15 protein-coding genes are annotated in these 16,160 nt (G+C 71.4%); 9 read left to right on the forward strand and 6 right to left on the reverse strand.

Annotated elements, in window-relative coordinates:
* Window positions 1–282: 282 nt before the first annotated feature.
* Window positions 283–681 (reverse strand): ATP-binding protein, encoded by a 399-nt coding sequence (locus ACFQSB_RS11860; protein ID WP_380826262.1) that lies wholly within the window; start codon window positions 679–681, stop codon window positions 283–285.
* Window positions 682–854: 173 nt separating this feature from the next.
* Between ACFQSB_RS11860 and ACFQSB_RS11865 the strand changes: the two genes are divergently transcribed.
* From ACFQSB_RS11865 to ACFQSB_RS11880, 4 genes are all read left to right on the forward strand, one after another.
* Window positions 855–1,679, forward strand: coding sequence for a helix-turn-helix domain-containing protein (locus ACFQSB_RS11865; RefSeq protein ID WP_380826263.1), 825 nt, complete (start codon window positions 855–857; stop codon window positions 1,677–1,679).
* On the forward strand, window positions 1,669–1,878 hold the full coding sequence (locus ACFQSB_RS11870) for a DUF397 domain-containing protein (RefSeq protein ID WP_380826265.1): 210 nt from the start codon (window positions 1,669–1,671) through the stop codon (window positions 1,876–1,878). Before ACFQSB_RS11865 ends, ACFQSB_RS11870 begins: the two co-directional genes overlap by 11 nt.
* A 313-nt stretch (window positions 1,879–2,191) precedes the next feature.
* On the forward strand, window positions 2,192–3,829 hold the full coding sequence (abc-f, locus tag ACFQSB_RS11875) for a ribosomal protection-like ABC-F family protein (RefSeq protein ID WP_380826266.1): 1,638 nt from the start codon (window positions 2,192–2,194) through the stop codon (window positions 3,827–3,829).
* Window positions 3,830–3,863: 34 nt separating this feature from the next.
* The gene (locus ACFQSB_RS11880; RefSeq protein ID WP_380826268.1) at window positions 3,864–5,570 is read left to right on the forward strand and encodes an ABC-F family ATP-binding cassette domain-containing protein; all 1,707 of its coding nucleotides are present in this window, start codon (window positions 3,864–3,866) and stop codon (window positions 5,568–5,570) included.
* Between the two features lie 109 nt (window positions 5,571–5,679).
* Here the strand turns inward: ACFQSB_RS11880 and ACFQSB_RS11885 are convergent, their stop codons facing one another.
* Window positions 5,680–6,660, reverse strand: coding sequence for a threonine ammonia-lyase (locus ACFQSB_RS11885; RefSeq protein WP_459117329.1), 981 nt, complete (start codon window positions 6,658–6,660; stop codon window positions 5,680–5,682).
* Here ACFQSB_RS11885 and ACFQSB_RS40475 point away from each other — a divergent pair.
* From ACFQSB_RS40475 to ACFQSB_RS11900, 3 genes are all read left to right on the forward strand, one after another.
* Window positions 6,638–6,811, forward strand: coding sequence for a DUF397 domain-containing protein (locus ACFQSB_RS40475; protein ID WP_459117330.1), 174 nt, complete (start codon window positions 6,638–6,640; stop codon window positions 6,809–6,811). The genes ACFQSB_RS11885 and ACFQSB_RS40475 overlap by 23 nt on opposite strands.
* 402 nt (window positions 6,812–7,213) lie before the next feature.
* Complete coding sequence (locus ACFQSB_RS11895; RefSeq protein WP_380826274.1) at window positions 7,214–7,555, forward strand: ribbon-helix-helix domain-containing protein; 342 nt, start codon at window positions 7,214–7,216, stop codon at window positions 7,553–7,555.
* Window positions 7,552–7,953, forward strand: coding sequence for a PIN domain-containing protein (locus tag ACFQSB_RS11900; protein WP_380826276.1), 402 nt, complete (start codon window positions 7,552–7,554; stop codon window positions 7,951–7,953). Before ACFQSB_RS11895 ends, ACFQSB_RS11900 begins: the two co-directional genes overlap by 4 nt.
* A gap of 107 nt (window positions 7,954–8,060) precedes the next feature.
* On the opposite strand, the gene ACFQSB_RS11905 is transcribed toward ACFQSB_RS11900, so the two are convergent.
* On the reverse strand, window positions 8,061–9,812 hold the full coding sequence (locus ACFQSB_RS11905) for a DEDD exonuclease domain-containing protein (protein ID WP_380826278.1): 1,752 nt from the start codon (window positions 9,810–9,812) through the stop codon (window positions 8,061–8,063).
* A gap of 289 nt (window positions 9,813–10,101) precedes the next feature.
* Here ACFQSB_RS11905 and ACFQSB_RS11910 point away from each other — a divergent pair, with 289 nt between their 5' ends.
* Both ACFQSB_RS11910 and ACFQSB_RS11915 read left to right on the forward strand, forming a co-directional pair.
* Complete coding sequence (locus ACFQSB_RS11910; protein ID WP_354925089.1) at window positions 10,102–11,424, forward strand: NYN domain-containing protein; 1,323 nt, start codon at window positions 10,102–10,104, stop codon at window positions 11,422–11,424.
* Between the two features lie 295 nt (window positions 11,425–11,719).
* Window positions 11,720–12,640: a C40 family peptidase gene (locus ACFQSB_RS11915; protein ID WP_354843435.1), complete on the forward strand. Its 921-nt coding sequence runs from the start codon at window positions 11,720–11,722 to the stop codon at window positions 12,638–12,640.
* Between the two features lie 197 nt (window positions 12,641–12,837).
* Here ACFQSB_RS11915 and ACFQSB_RS11920 read toward each other — a convergent pair whose 3' ends face one another.
* From ACFQSB_RS11920 to ACFQSB_RS11930, 3 genes are all read right to left on the reverse strand, one after another.
* On the reverse strand, window positions 12,838–13,725 hold the full coding sequence (locus ACFQSB_RS11920) for a class I SAM-dependent methyltransferase (RefSeq protein ID WP_380826280.1): 888 nt from the start codon (window positions 13,723–13,725) through the stop codon (window positions 12,838–12,840).
* 331 nt (window positions 13,726–14,056) lie between these two features.
* Window positions 14,057–15,346 carry an MFS transporter gene (locus ACFQSB_RS11925; RefSeq protein ID WP_380826281.1) on the reverse strand — a complete coding sequence of 430 codons (1,290 nt, stop codon included), beginning with the start codon at window positions 15,344–15,346 and terminating at the stop codon, window positions 14,057–14,059.
* Window positions 15,343–15,918 (reverse strand): ArsR/SmtB family transcription factor, encoded by a 576-nt coding sequence (locus ACFQSB_RS11930; protein WP_380826283.1) that lies wholly within the window; start codon window positions 15,916–15,918, stop codon window positions 15,343–15,345. Before ACFQSB_RS11930 ends, ACFQSB_RS11925 begins: the two co-directional genes overlap by 4 nt.
* Between the last annotated feature and the right edge of the window lie 242 nt (window positions 15,919–16,160).

The following is a 16,160-nucleotide window of genomic DNA, read 5'->3' on the forward strand; positions in this document are numbered from 1 at the left end:
CATTCCGCCAGGTGAACCGCCTCGGCGAATCGGCGGCCGACGGACTCGAGGGAGAGAGTAAGCCGAGATCCTTATTCGTTCAGCCCCACTGGATTCATATATGCATAAGGTGATTTCCGTGCGTGCCGGGACGGCGGTGCGGCCGAGGAGGAGACCGAATCCAAATCCTTGAGGCGCTCGCCGAGCCGCCGTCTCCGCTCATGGGGATTCATTGCGCCGGCGCACGGAACCCTCGTGGCCGCACAGGGAATGAGTGATCGTCCGGGCGTTTCTCGCCACGTTTCACTTCTCGCGCGTGTACTTCACCTGGAACCAGACGGTCCGGCCCGCGGGGTGCTGGAGAACGTCCCAGCGGTGTGAGATCTCCTGGACCAGCAGCAGGCCGCGCCCGCCCTCGCCGTACAGGTCACAGCACACGCGGGGAGCGTCACCACCTCCTGCGTCCACCACGTCGACATGGATGAACTCGTGGCGGTCGGCGAGCACGAGCGTCACCGTGCCGCCGTTCCCGGAATCGGAATGGACGACGGCGTTCGTGACGACCTCGGATACCAGGAGTGTGACGTCGTGGAGCGCGGGGTGCTCGCGGCCGAGCTTCTCGCGCACGTACGCACGTGCGAGGGAGACCGATTCGGGAGAACCGATCAGATCGATGGCCCCAAGAAGGCTTCCTGTCGTCATCTGCGCGCCTTTTCCATTCGCCGGTCGAATCTCGTCCCTCTTGACGATTCGCCTCATCAGAATGACGACCCGAGGCTACGATCGACGACGGAATCGGCCGACCTCGTGCCCACTGTTCTGTCAGCAGGCGAGTTGGTTGCCGATAGGCCCGATTTTAGTCAGGTAGGTGATAAATGTTCCCCGGGAAAGATATCGATCCCCGCGAGTCCCCCCGCGCCCTCTTCGCCTTCGAGTTGCGCCGCCATCGCCGCCGGGCGAACCTCAGCCAGCGGCAACTCGCCGAGCGCATCGGCTTCTCCGACTCCATGGTCAACCTCGTGGAGCAGACCAAGCGCCGGCCGTCCCAGCAGTTCGCCGAACTGTGCGACCGGGTCCTCGGGCTCGACGGCACCATGTCGAGGCTCTACACCGCGACCACCTGGCCGCAGGCGCCCGAGCACTTCCGGCCGTGGCTGGACGAGGAGCAGGACGCCGCCGACCTGTGTTGCTGGGAGCCGACGATCATCCCCGGCCTGCTGCAGACCGAGGCGTACGCCCGGCGAATCATCGTAGTGTCGCCCGGCATCACCGAGGAGGAGGTGGACGAGCGCGTCGCGGGGCGCATGCGCCGTCGGATGATCCTGGAGCGCAAGCGGCCGCCCGTGATCAATGTGATCATGGATGAGGCCGTGATCCGCCGCCAGGTCGGAGGCGTGGCCGTCATGAATGAGCAACTGCGATTCCTGCTGGAACTGGTCCGGCCACCCCAGCTCACCATCCAGCTAATCCCCAGCACCACGGATGTGCACTGCGGCTTGGTCGGCGGATTCATCATCGCCGAACGCGACGGATCGGCCTACGCTGCCTATGTAGGCGCGCAGCCCTATGGGCGCACCGTGGACGACCGGGCAACGTTGGCCCGGCTGGTCCGCCGGTATCACGCGATCAGTTTCCAGGCTCTGTCGTGCCAGCAGTCTCTCCGGTTCATCGAGGAAGTGGTGCAGCGAAATGACTCCTGACTCTCCGGCTCTGCGGTGGCGCAAGAGCAGCTACAGCGGCGATGAAGGCGACAACTGCGTGGAAGTGGCCTCGGCCTGGTCCGCTGGGATGGTCGCGGTGCGCGACAGCAAGATCGGGTCGGGGGCGATGCTCACCCTCATGCCCGCTGAGTGGTCGGCCTTCCTCTCCGGCATCAAAACCGGCACATTCCCCGTCTGACACCGACGACCTCACGACGGCCCACCCGCGCTCGCGGCATGGTGGGCCGGAGAGCACAGAACATGGGCCGGCGGGGGTGGAACCGGCTGAGCGGGATGGCAGTGGGAGGCTGCTATAGTCCCTGGCACGGTATGTCGGCTTAGGGAGACCAGACGTGGCAGGTGACGACGACATCTCCGGGTGATTCCGGAGGTCGACGGCCGGCTGACGGCGCGCGGGAGCGCGGCCGCGGTGGCCGTTTCTCGTCGTTCCCATACCCGTCCCCGCTGGGCGGCCGAGGCGCGCGCCAGCGGCACACTCCAAGGTCTCATCCATGTCCGATGCCTTCATCATCTGCTCCAACCTCTCCTTCTCCTGGCCGGACGACACCCCGGTCTTCGACGATCTGTCCTTCACCGTGGGCGGCGGCCGCACCGGCCTCGTCGCGCCGAACGGTGCCGGCAAGAGCACGCTCCTCAAGCTGATCGCCGGCGAGCTCCAGCCCACTGCGGGCGGCGTGTCCGCCGGGGGAGTGCTCGGCTACCTCCCGCAGACGCTGCCCCTGCTCGGCGACCCGACGGTGGCCGAGGTCCTCGGCGTCGCCCCGGTGATCGAGGCGCTGGACGCCATCGAGGCCGGTGACGCCAGTGAGGAGCACTTCACCACGATCGGCGACGACTGGGACATCGAGGAACGCACCCGGGCCCAGCTCGACCGGCTCGGCCTCGGCGACCTCGCCCTCACCCGCCCCCTGCACACCCTCAGCGGCGGCCAGGTCGTCTCGCTCGGCCTGGCGGCGCAGCTCCTCAGACGCCCCGACGTCCTGCTGCTCGACGAGCCGACCAACAACCTCGACCTCGACGCGCGCCGCAAGCTCTACGCGGTGCTCGAAGACTGGAACGGCTGCCTGCTGCTGGTCAGCCACGACCGGGCGCTGCTCGACCGCATGGACCGCATCGCCGAGCTCGACGGGGGAGAGCTGCGCTCCTACGGCGGGAACTTCACCGAGTACGAGGAGGCCGTCCGCGCCGCCCGTGAGGTCGCCGAGAAGAACATCCGCAACGCCGAGCAGGAGGTCAAGCGCGAGAAGCGCGAGATGCAGCAGGCGCGTGAGCGGGCCGAACGCCGGGCGAGCAACGCCGCGCGCAACCTGGGCAACGCCGGCCTACCGAAGATCATCGCCGGGGGCCTGAAGCGGCGCGCCCAGGAGTCGGCGGGCAGGTCCAACGAGACGCACGCCGCGCGGGTAGGCGACGCCAAGTCCAAGCTGGACGAGGCGAGCCGGGCTCTGCGCGACGAGCAGAAGATCACGCTGGAGCTGCCCGGCACCAACGTCCCCGCCGGGCGCACGGTCTTCCTCGGCGAGCGGATGCAGGTGCGCTACGGCGAGCGGCCCCTGTTCGCGGGCGATGGTCTCGACCTGACCATCCGGGGGCCCGAGCGCATCGCCCTGACCGGCTCCAACGGCGCCGGCAAGTCGACCCTGCTGCGTCTGCTCAACGGCGACCTGGAGCCGGAGGGCGGCCTGGTCAGACGGGCGGACGGCCGGGTGGCGTACCTGTCCCAGCGGCTGGACCTGCTGAACCTCGGCCGCACCGTGGCGGAGAACCTCGCCGCGTCCGCGCCCGAGATGCCGGAGGCGCAGCGGATGAACCTGCTCGCCCGATTCCTGTTCCGGGGCTCCCGCGTCCACCTGCCGGTCGGCGTGCTGTCCGGCGGAGAGCGCCTGCGCGCCACGCTGGCCTGCGTTCTGTACGCCGAGCCCGCGCCCCAGTTGCTGCTGCTGGACGAGCCGACCAACAACCTCGACCTGGTCAGCGTCGGCCAGTTGGAGAGCGCGCTGAACGCCTACGAGGGCGCCTTCGTGGTCGTCAGCCACGACGAACGCTTCCTCGCCGAGATCAAGGTCGACCGCTGGCTCCGGCTCGCCGACGCCCGCCTCCAGGAGACCGCCGCTCCTGAGCTCGCCTGACGCCTCCCCGCGACTCTTCCCCTGGTGATACCGAATGTCTGAGACCGCTCTGCTCGCGCACGATCTCGTGCGCATCCTTGGGACGAGGCGGGTGCTCGACGGGGTCAGCCTCACCGCGGCGCCCGGGCACCGTATCGGCCTGATCGGCGAGAACGGCGTCGGCAAGTCCACGCTGCTGCGGCTGCTGGCCGGGGCCGACGAGCCGGACGCCGGCAGCGTCGTCCGGCCACCCGACCTGGGCTTCCTGCACCAGGAGATGCCGTTCGACGCCGCCGCCACGATCGCCGGCGTGCTGGACGACGCCCTGCGCGAAACGCGCGACGACCTGGCCGAGCTGGACAGGCTCGCCGGCGCGCTCGCCGACGCCCCGCCGGACTCCCCGGCCGCGGCCGGGCTTCTCGCCGCCTATGGTGAGCGGCTTGAACGAGCGCAGCAGGACGAGGCGTGGGACGCCGACCGGCGTGCCGAGATCGTCCTGGCCGGGCTCGGGCTCGGCGGCGTGCCGCACGACCGCACGCTGGGATCCCTGTCCGGGGGCCGGCGGGCCAGGCTGGCGCTCGCCGCCCTGCTGGTGCGGCGTCCGGCGGCCCTGCTGCTGGACGAGCCCACCAACCATCTCGACGACGACGCCGCGATCTTCCTGGAGGAACGGCTGCGCGGCCTGCCCGGCGCCGTCGTGGTGGCCAGCCACGACCGGGCGTTCCTCGACGCCGTCTGCACGGACGTGATCGACCTCGACCCGGCGGTGGACGGGCCCGTCCGGTACGGCGGCAACTACACCGCCTACCAGGCGGAGAAGCGTGCGGAGCGCGAGCGCTGGCGGCGGCGCTTCGCCGAGGAGCAGGAGGAGCTCGCCGAGCTGCGCCGCTCGGTCGCCGTCGCCGCGCACCAGGTCGCGCCGAACCGTCTGCTGCGCGACAAGGACAAGATGGGCTACGGCCACCGGAGCGGCCGGGTGCAGAACCAGATCTCGCACCGCGTGCGCGACGCCGCCCGCAGGCTCGCCGACCTGGAGCGCAGCCAGGTCCCCCCGCCCCCGGCGCCGCTGCGCTTCCATCCCCCCGCCCTCGCCACCACCGCCACCTCTGCCACCGCCGCCACCTCCGGCGACCCGGCCGACTCCGCCCACTCCGGCGACTCCGCCCACTCGGGCATAGGCGAGGCCCCGCTCGCCGATGGGCTTCTGGTGTCGATGCGGGGGATCGGCGTACCGGGACGGCTCACGCTCGGCCGCCTCGATGTCTCGGCGACCGATCGTCTGCTGGTCACCGGGCCCAACGGAGCGGGAAAGTCGACGCTTCTCGCGGTGCTGGCCGGGCGGCTGGACGCCTCCGGCGCGGTGCGGCGGCGGCCCGCGCTGAGAGTCGGCCTGCTGGCCCAGGACACCGTGTTCGACCGACCGGACCGCACCGCTCTGGAAACCTACGAGCTGGCGCTCGGGGCCGAGCGCGCCGAGTCGGTGCCGCTGCGCTCCCTCGGCCTGCTCGGCCCGCGAGAGCGCGGCAAGCGGGTCGGAGAACTGTCGGTCGGCCAGCGCCGCCGCCTCGCGCTCGCGCTGCTCGTCGCGGACCCGCCCGAACTGCTGCTGCTCGACGAGCCGACGAACCACCTCTCGCCCCGCCTGTCCGACGAGCTCGAGGAGGCCCTGGGCACGGGCCCCGGCGCCGTCGTGATCGCCAGCCATGACCGCTGGCTGCGCTCCCGCTGGCCGGGCCGCGAGATCGGCCTGCGGTCACCCTGAGCCCTGTGGGAGGTGCGCCGGTGACCTGCTGGCCGGGCCGCGAGATCCGTCTGCGGTCCCCCTGGGCCGCGTAGGAGGTGGGCCGGGTGCGCCGGAGCCGGCGCGGTCGTCAGGACCCGTGGCCGGGCGCCACCCCCACCCAGCGGTGGTAGGCGGCCAGGTCGACGTTGCCGCCGCACACGATGGTGACGACGTGCCGTCCGGCGAAGCGGTCACGGTCTTCGAGGATCGCCGCGATGCCGAGCGCGGCCGATGGTTCGACGACCAGACCGGCGTGGTCGAGGAGCATCCGCATCCCGGCCATGATCGACGCCTCCTGGACCAGGACGGCGTCGTCGGCGACCAGGAGCAGATCGTCCAGGACGGCCGGGATGGGACGACGGCCGGCGACGCCGTCGGCGATGGTGTCGGTCGAGTCGGTGGTGACGACGCGCCGCTCGCGGAAGGAGCGGGTCATCGCCGGTGCGCCCAGCGGCTGGACGCAGATCACCTCGACCTCGGGCGCCAGGGCCTTGACCACATGACCCACGCCGGTGGCCAGTGCCCCGCCGCCAAGAGCGATCAGGACGGCGTCGAAGGACGGCTTGGAGTCCACCAGTTCCAGGCCGATGGTCGCCGCGCCCTCACAGGTCTCGATGTCCAGGCTGTCCTCGACCAGCCGGATGCCCTCGTACCGCGCGAGGTCCGCGGCCCGTTCGCGGGCCATGTCGAAGTCGCCGTCCACCAGCTCCAGCGTGGCGCCCAGCGCGCGGATGCGGCCGAGCTTGGCCGCGGGCGCGAAGCGGGAGGCCACGACGGTGACGTCGAGCCCCCGCCCTCGTCCGGACCACGCGAGGGCCTGGCCGAGGTTGCCCGCGCTGGCGCACACCACGGCTCGCGAGCCACCGCCGGCGAGCAGGCTCGCGATCACCTCGGTGCCGCGGGCCTTGAAGCTGCGCACCGGGTTCGCCGTTTCGAGCTTGATGCTCACCGCGCAGCCCAGGCCGGGCTCCAGCGCGTCGCAGGGATACAGCGGAGTGTCGAGGAACATCGGGTCGATCAGCCGGCGAGCCGCCCGAATCCGAGCGGTGTCGAGGCGCGTCTCCTGCACGAATCGGCAGTGTAGCGCGGTGGCCAGGGTTCGTCCCGGCCTGGTCGGGGTCCGTGACAGCAAGAACCCGTCCGGTCCGATCCTCGCGATCGCCGCCACCGAGTGGTCCGCCTTCCTGGGCGCGATCATGTCCGGACGCTCGAACGCCTGAGCACGTCCGTACACCAGAGCCGGGCCTTCGCCGTACGAAGGCGCCGGCATCGCCGTACACCCTTCCCGCCGCCGCGGCGCCTGTCCTCCGACACCCCTGCCGGAGGAGCCACCGGGCCCCGCGGCCCATGTGTCGGACGCCCGGCAGCTCATGTGTCGGACGCCCGGCAGCTCGTGTGTCGGGTGTTCGGTGGCTCGTGTGTCGGGCGCCCCACCGCCTTCGCGCGCGCCGGCCGCGCGCGTGGGCTCATGTAATGGGCGCTCGGTGGCCCATGTGGGGGAGCCTCATGTGGGTGCGCTGTGAAAGGGGCGAACGGGGTGACCGGTGTCGGCGATCTGCCAACGAGCGCTGGAGCAGTGCACGGCGCCCGGAGGGCCTCTCGATGGCGATTTCTGTGATCAGATGATCGCAAAGCGTGAACATCGATCTTTGGGGATCGGTATGGTGATCGGTATGATGCTCAGTATGGCCACCATGAAGATCACTGTTACCGTTCCCGAAGAACTGGTCGCCTACATCAGGGAGCAGGTGCAACAGGGCCACTTCGATTCTGTGTCCTCCTATATGACGCGAGCCGCTGAAAGCCTTAGGGACTTCGATCCACTCGATCTTTTGATCGCCAGCATGGTCGCCGAGACCGGTGAACCGGGTGAGGACGCCAAGGCATGGGCGGATGAGGCGCTGGCCAAGGCCCGTGAGGCCAAGCGTGGTGCGGCTTCCGTGGCGGCGGATGACGCAGCGTGAACCCTTATCCGGAGTACGTACTGGATTCCGGGGCGTTGATCGCTCTGGAGAGGGCGGACGAGCGTATGACGGCGCTCCTGTTGCAGGTGCGACGCGGACAGGCTCGCCTGGTTCTGCCCGATGCGGTTCTCGCGCAGGTGTGGAGGGGCGGTCATGGACGTCAGGCGCGTCTGGCGGCGCTGCTCGGACTGAAGCCGGAGCAGTGCGCCAAGGTTCCGTTGGACAGCGATGCCGCCAAGCGGATCGGCCTGAGAATCCGCGACTCGGGTCACGCGGACGTGATCGATGTGCACGTCGCGATCCTCGGGGAGGATCGCGACGCGGTGGTGATCACGTCGGATCGTGAGGACATTCTGCGTGCCGGCGCGGGGTCGAAGGAACGTCTGATCGAACTGTAGAGGGCCTGATCACGCAGGCCGATGAAAGCCCGCGCTCGAAATCGAATCGCTGGGACGGATGCCCCACGAATTCGACTACGCCCGATCGGTCGGCTGGGAAGATCTTGTCAGCGGAGGGGGCGGCCTTCGCGGGGGTGGCGGGGGTGGAGGTTCTCGTAGGCGCGCAGGCCGTCGTAGGCGCGGTCGATGCGGGACTTCAGACGGGCGGCGCCGCGGGCCGGCAGGCTCCAGCCGCCGTCGACGCGGACCAGCCGGACACCGGGGGACTCCAGCCAGCGCAGGATGCACTCGGTCTCTTCGGCGATGGCGGCCGGGAGCGGGCCAGGCCCGGGCGTGACGGTCTCGGCGGTGGCGACCAAGGCGTCGACGTACGGAGTCGGGTGGGCGCCCTTGGGCATCACGCCCGCCGCGGTCAGGCGGCCGTACCGCACGACGTGGATGTCCCAGCCGCCGTCGAACGCGGGGCTGGCGGCGATCAGCTCGGGTATGCCGGTCAGCGACCGCAGCCGCTGCATGCGCGCCGCCGTGCGCACGTAGACGGCCAGCCGGTCGCGGTCGACCGCGGCCTCCTCATAGCGCTGCTCGGCGGCCAGCCGCTGCATGCGGGCCTCCAGCGCCGAGAACACCGGGCCCGGGTCGTGTTCCATGGCGGCGCGGGCCTCGTCGGCGTGGCGCCGGTACTCGTCGACCCCCTGGCGGCCCTCGCACGGCGCCCCGCAGCGGCCCATCTCGGCCAGCACGCACGCGGGACGGCTGGTGCGCGTGGAGATGCGCTCGGTGCACTGCCGCAGCGGCACGGCCTCGTGCAGCGCCGACTTGGCGTCCTCGGCGCCGCGCGCGGAGGTGAAGGGGCCGAGGTAAGTGCCCTGGTCGGCCTTGACCTCGCGGACGACGGACAGGCGGGGGAACGGCTCGTCGGTCAGTTTGAGCCAGACGACCTTCTCGGGGAACCGCGACCGGCGGTTGTAGCGGGGCTTGGTCGCCCCGATCAGCCGCAGCTCGCGCACCTCGGCCTCCAGGCCGGTGGCGCAGACGATCGGCCGCACCCGCTCGGCGATGCCGATCATCTCGCGGATGCGCGGCCGGGTCTCGCTGGCGGTGAAGTAGGACTTGACCCGCTGGCGCAGGTCGCCGCTCTTGCCGACGTACAGGGCCTCGCCGCGTTCGTCCTCGAAGACGTAGACGCCGGGGGCGCTCGGGATGCTCGCGGCCAGGTGACGCTTGCGCTTCTGCTCGGGGGTGGGGGCCCTGACGAAGCCCTTGAGCTCTTCGAGGGTCTGCACGCCGTAGGCCCCGACGCGTTCGATGAGCGCGTGCAGGACGTCGACGGTCGCCTTGGCGTCGGCCAGGGCGCGGTGACACGGCTCGGTGCCGCTGCGGAAGACCCGGGCCAGCGTGGAGAGCTTGCAGTTGGGCACCTCGTCGCGCGTCAGGACGCGCCGGGCCAGGTCGGCGGTGTCGACCACCGGGTTGGCCGGGGGAGGGTAGCCGTGGGCCTGGCAGTTGGCCTTGATGAAGCCGACGTCGAAGGGGGCGTTGTGCGCGACCAGCGTGGCGCCGCGCGTGAACTCCAGGAACGCGGGCAGGACCTGCTCGATGCGCGGCGCGGCCATGACCATCACGTCGGTGATGCCGGTGAGCACGGCGATGAACGGCGGGATGGGACGGCCGGGGTCGACGAGCGTGGCGAACTCGCCGAGCACCTCGCCACCGCGCACCTTGACCGCGCCGATCTCGGTGATGGCGTGCTCGGCGGACGAACCACCCGTCGTCTCCAGGTCGAACACGACGAAGGTCACCTGGTCGAGGGGCGTGCCCAGATCGTCCAGAGTTCCTTGAACACCGATCTCCACGCCCATGACCATACGATCGCGGTCCGACAGTTCCGCACCGGCCATGCCCGATCGCACCGGCCCGTGGGTTCGCCGCCCCGCGGCGGGCGGCCTTCACCGCCGCGCGCACCTGCGGCGACACTCCGTCAACGCGCCGTTCGCCGGTCGGCGGTCCGGCGCAAGGGGGTCTGACACGGCACTTGTGGGGCGGCCGTGAGCCAGGAACCGGGTGGGAACGGCGCTGACCACGAACGTGCCAGCCGTACCCTTGTCGGATAGACGAAATTTGAATGGCCAGTCAGCTAGGGGACGACGGATGAGTTCAGCCGGAGAAGGCCTGTCTCGCCCGCTGCCCGAGCAGGTCCGCTTACACGTCGTCGAGCTCGCCGCCCAGGTGCTCGGCACGATGCAGCCCGCGATGATCCCCGCTCCGTTGAAGGGCATCGCGAGGTTCGATCCGCGCAAGCGCGCCCGCCTGGGCAGCGCGCCGATCGCCGCGCAACTCGAGACCGACAAGGAGTTCCGCGAGACCGTCGCCGAGAGCCTCAAGGAGGCGTGGCCCGAGCTGGTGGCCAGCCTGGAGGAGGGCACGGTGCCGCCGGCGGCCGAGCCGGTGCTCGTCGCCGCCGCGGCCTACCTGACGCGCCCTCCCGGCTGGCCCGACCTGGTGGAGACCGCCCGCTCCGACCTGGAGCAGGCGGCGGCCGTCGCCGAGGGCAGCGCCCAGGAGCAGACCGTCGTGCGCCTGCGCGAGCAGCTCGCCGCGCAGAAGGCCGCCGCCAAGGAGGAGGCCGAGCGGCTGCGCGACCAGCTCAAGGCGTCCCGCGCCGAGGTGGCCGACCTGCGGCGCAAGCTGCACGACGCCCGCGAACGGGGCAGGCTGGCCGAGGAGCGGGCCGCCGAGCTGCGGGCGCTCGAGCAGGAGGTCCGCACGGCGGTGTCCTCCGCGACCAGCGCGGCCGAAAGCGAGCTTCGCAAACTCCGCGAACGCCTGTCCGACGCCGAGCGAGCCCTCGAGGCCAGCCGCCGCGCCGCGCGCGAGGGCCGCAGCATCGAGGACGCCCGCATCCGCGTCCTGCTGGACACCTTGCAGGACGCGGCCGCCGGCCTGCGCAGCGAGCTCGCGCTGCCCGTGGCGATCAGCAAGCCGGCCGACTCGGTGAGCGCCGTGACCCCCGGCACGCCCTCGGTGCGCGCCGTGCCGGCCCGTGCCCTGGCCGATGACGACCCGGTGCTGCTGGACCAGCTGCTGGCCATCCCGCACCTGCACCTCGTCGTGGACGGCTACAACGTCACCAAGACCGGCTACCCGTCGCTCACCCTGCTGGACCAGCGGTCGCGGCTGCTCACCGGCCTCGGCGGGCTGGCCGTGCAGACCAGGGTCGAGGTCACCTGCGTGTTCGACGGCGCCGAGCTGAACGGCCCGGTCCAGGTGTCGGCGCCGCGCGGCGTGCGGGTGCTGTTCAGCGCGCCGGGGGAGATCGCCGACGACCTCATCCGGCAGCTCGTGCGCGCCGAGCCGCCCGGCCGGGCCGTCGCGGTGGTGTCCTCCGACCGCGAGGTCGCCGACTCGGTGCGGCGCATGGGCGCCCGTCCCGTGCCCTCCACGCTGCTGCTGCGCCGCCTCGGCCGTTCCTGACGACGCCCGTTCCTGGCGACGCCCATCCGTGACGACGCCCGTCCGCCCGCCGCGGACGGGCCGTGGTCCCATGGCGCCCGGCGCCCGCGACTGTCGTGGCGACGCGATTTCCCATCGCTTGACTGTTCTCAAACCATTTACTGGCGAAGAGGTGCAGGTATCCATGCCTTTTCTGTAGGATCACCGCCCAGGTTGTCTCACTTGTCTCGCAGAGGGAGCTGGCGTCCCAGTGGTCGTGCGTGGGATCCGGGCGATAGGGCGGATACCTTTGGCCGCCGGTCTGATCGTCGCCGTCATGGCGACCCAGACGGGCGGAGCGGAGGCCAAGCCGAAGCCGACGATCGCCCAGACGAAGGCGCGGCTGGCCAAGCTCAACGACCAGGCCGACAAGGTGGTGGACCGCTACAACCTGGCCGGCGAGCAGTGGAAGAAGGCCAGGAAGGAGTACAACTCCCTCAACGGCCGTCTGAAGGGCGAGCTCGGCCGCGTCGATGACCTGCGCGTCGGCCTGGTGTCGGTCGCGATCAGCACCTACCAGTCCGGTGACGTCCTGTCCTGGTCCAACCTGATCACCCAGCCCGACCCCGAGGCGCTGCTGGCCGGGCTGGCCTCCATCGACCAGATGTCGGCGGGCCAGTCACGCACGATCAGCGCGTACGAGCAGGCCACCCGGTCGCTCAAGGGTCAGCGCGACAAGGCCAAGGGCGCCTACGACAAGGCCGTCAAGCTGCTGGACGACCTGCGCCGGCAGAAGAAGGACGTCGAGAAGCTGGTCGGGGAGCAGGAGCGGCTCCTGCGCAAGCTGAACGCCTACAACCCCGGCAATCCGAACAGCCCAGGCATCAAGTACACCGGGGCCGCCTCCGGCAACGCCCGCGCGGCGCTGCAGTTCGCCTTCGCGCAGGTCGGCAAGCCCTACCGCTACGGCGGCACCGGGCCGGGAGCCTGGGACTGCTCGGGGCTCACCCAGGCGTCCTGGCGGGCGGCCGGGGTCAGCCTGCCGCGCACCGCCGCCCAGCAGTACTCCTGGGGCGCCTCCCGCCGGGTCTCCCTGAACGCCCTGCAGCCGGGCGACCTGCTGTTCGCCGCGGGCCTCGGTCACGTCGGCATGTACGCGGGCGGCGGCAAGATGGTGCACGCGCCCCGCACCGGAGACGTCGTCAAGGTCGTCCCCCTCTCCAGCTACAGGGGGATCATCGGCGCCGTCCGCCCCTGACGCACCGCACGGACCACGCCACGCCCCCGGCCGGGACTTCCGGCCCGGGGGCGTTCGCGTTCTACGGCCGAGCACGTTCTGCGGCCGAGCGTGTTTTACGGCCCAGCACGTTCTACGAGTCAGCGCGTTCTACGACCCGGAGCGCGGTCTGTGGCCGGCGCGGGGAGCCGGTCAGGGGAGCCGGTCAGGGGAGCCGGTCAGGGGCGGCGGGCCGCCCAGGCGGTGCGGGTGCCCCGGACGGTCAGGTCGCCGCGGTGCAAGAGGGCCCCGGGGTCGTCCTGCGCGAGCAGGCGGTCCAGGGCGTCGAGGTCGTCGGCGGGCAGCCGGCCGTCGAGGCCGCGGCGGATGTGGCTCAGGTAGGCATGCGCGTAGCGTCCGGTCTCCGGCGGCGCCGGAGTCACCTCGATGCCGAATCGGTGCTCGGCGGCGATCTGGAAGCCGGCCCGCTCCAGGTACGGACGCCAGTCCGGGTGCGCGTTCCAGCCCGCCCGCGCCATCGCCTCGTGGCAGCGCGACTCCAGGCCCGGCCGGCCGAACCCGATGTCGTCGGGCAGGAAGCGCGGCGGACCGTCCATCTCGACGACCACCAGCAGGCCGCCGGGGTTCAGCGCGGCGTGCAGGTCGGTGAGCACGCGGTGCGGGTCGGCGACCTCGTGCAAGGACGAGGACGCCCACGCGAGGTCCACTCCGCCGACCGAGGGCCAGGCGAGGTCCAGGTCGGCCTGTACGACGCGCAGCCGGTCGGCCAGCCCGCGCTCGCGCGCCGTGGCCTGGAGGCGTCCGAGCATCAAGGGGGACCTGTCGACGGCGACGACCTCGGCGGTCGCGAAGCGGCGTGCGAAGGCCAGCCCGCCGGTGCCCGTCCCGGCGCCCACGTCGACGATGGTCCGGGGCGCGTCGGGGGCGTGCCGCCCGGCCCACTCGGTCACCTTCTCCAGGTAGGCGCCGAGCACCACCGCGTCCAGGTCGAGCAGGTCCGCCAGGCCGGCCTCGTCATGGTGCGCGTGACCCTCGCCATCGTGGTCATGGCGGTCACGTTGATCTTCATGGTCAAGGTGATCATGGTGCTGTGAATGCGACATCATGGCCGGCAGGCTAGGCGCTCGCGGCGCGAATGAGCACACCCTCTTGCCGACATGGCAAGGACGCCCGCCCACCGGTGGCCTGGCGAACGGCCGGGGCCGTGAGCCGAGGGTCCACCGGGTCGCCCGCCGCACACGGCGCCGGATCGGCCGTTCCTCGTCCCGCCGACCCGGCGCCGGGAAAAGCGCGCTCGAACGGGTTTGGCTCGGTGTGCGGGCTGGTCTGGTGGTGGGTGGGGTCGCGGGGTCAGGGGGTGGTCGGGGGAGGCGGGAAAGGCGCGCTTGAACGGGTCTGGCTCGGTGTGCGGGCTGGTCCGGTGGTGGGTGGGGTCGGTCAGGGGTGGTCGGGGGAGGCGGGGAGGTCGCGGCGGTGCCTGAGGGGGCCGATGAGGAGGATCAGGCCGGTCAGGGCGAGCCCGGCCGTGACGACCCACATCGACGGACGGGTGCCGATGGTGCCGCCGAGCGCTCCGCCGAGGAGGGCGCCGAGCGGGATGGTGCCGTAGTTGACGAACTGCATGCTCACGGAGACCCGGCCGAGCAGGTGCCGGGGGACGTAGGTCTGGCGGAAGCCCGCCTTGATGATGTTGCCCGCCACCACGCCCGTGACCAGGACGAACCCGCCGGCCACCGCGACCGCCAGCCACGGGCCCCGGTGGGCCAGCGGAATGAGCAGGCCGAACGGCGCGCCGAGCGCCTCGAACACGATCATGGCGCGGGCGCTGCCGAGCCGCCTGGACACCCAGGTGGCGCTCGCCGCGCCCGCCAGGCCGCCGACGCTCATGACCGCCATCAGCCCGCCGACCGCGCCGGGGCCGACGCCGACGTCGCGCACCAGGAAGACGACCAGGATGGCCTGGTATCCCATGAGCCCGAGGTTGCTGGCCGCCCCGAACACCGTGAGCACCCGCAGGTAGGGGTCGCGGGCGACGAAGCGCAGGCCCTCGCCGATCTCGCGTCGAAGCGTCGTGGCCCGCCGCTCGCGCGACACCGGGGCCTCGCGGGCCCTGATGCCGAGCAGGCACAGCGCCGAGACCACGAAGCTCGCCGCGTCGGCGAGCAGCGCGGTGACCGCGCCGAACACCTGGGCGACCAGACCGGCGGCTCCCGGGCCCACCACTTCGACGGCCGACTCGCCGCCCTGGAGCTTGGCGTTGCCCTCGGGCAGGTCGGCGGGGACGACGATCGAGGGGAGGTACACCTGGTAGGAGGTCTGGAAGAACACCTTGGCGGTGCCCGTGAGCAGCGCGACGGCCAGCAGGTGGCCGACGGTCAGCACGCCCTGCCACGCGGCCACCGGGATGCTGAGGAACAGCAGGAACGACACGGCGTCGCAGGTCAGCATCACGGGCCTGCGGGGCAGGCGGTCGACCCAGGCTCCGGCGGGCAGGCCGATGATCACCCACGGCACCCACGCCGCGGCGGTGAGCAGAGCGACCTCGAGCGTGGTCGCGTGGAGCGCGGTGATCGCGACCAGGGGCAGGGCCACCGAGGTGAGAGAGCTGCCGAAGCCGCTGGTGGTCTCGCCGACCCACAGCAGCCGGAAGTCGCGGTCGCGCAGCAGCCCCCAGCGGCCCCGGGAACGGGACGCGGCGGGCGCGGCCGCCGCGGTGAGGCCGTTCACGGCCGGCCCGGGACGCCGAAGGCGAAGACGAACACCGGCTCGCGGGACCGCCCGTCGTCGGGGATCTCCCGGGTGGCCCACCGGCTGAGGAGCTCCAGGAACTGCGCCTCGAACTCGTGCAGCTCGTCGGGGGTGAGCCGCAGCCACTTGTCGGTGGAGAAGGGAGCGTCCTGCCAGGCCGCCCGCTCGTCCTCGCTCGCGGCGTACCAGGCGCGGACCATGCTGACGTGGTGTTCGAGGTTGAGGGACGCCGCCGCGCTGGCGATGGCGGCGGTCGCGGGGTCGCCGCCGAAGTCGGACTCGCTCCAGCGCAGCTCGGCCGAGGACAGCCGCCACCAGCGTTCGCGCCGGTCGCGGGCGAGCTCTGGGGCCTCCTCGATGAGCTCGCTGCCGGCCAGGACGCGCAGGTGGTGGCTGGCGTTGGCGACGGCCTGCCCGGTGTGCTCGGCCAGCATGCTGGCGGTGCAGGGACCGTAGACCTTCAGCGCGTCCATGAGGCGCCGCCTCGTGGGATGCGACAGGGCGGCCAGCACCCGTGAGTCGGTGATCGTGCGTACGTCTTCGTCGGCCATGCGCCCACTTTGACATGAGCAACGGACATTGCACAACAGATATTGCGTAATTCTCATTGTGGAAGCACTGTTGCTGAAGGATCGTTGTGGAACAGACGTCGTGGGTAACGGGTCTCGGGTGCGGAACGTGACATGCGGGGGCGAATCCCGGTCCGCCGGGCGGGGTTAGGTGGACCGTTCCCTCTCCAAGATCCCTGAACGGGTGTGACTGATGTGACTTGTGTGACTCGCGTCAGGTGCCG

The organism is Sphaerisporangium rhizosphaerae (assembly GCF_042665155.1).
In the GTDB taxonomy this organism is placed as follows: Bacteria; Actinomycetota; Actinomycetes; order Streptosporangiales; family Streptosporangiaceae; genus Sphaerisporangium; species Sphaerisporangium rhizosphaerae.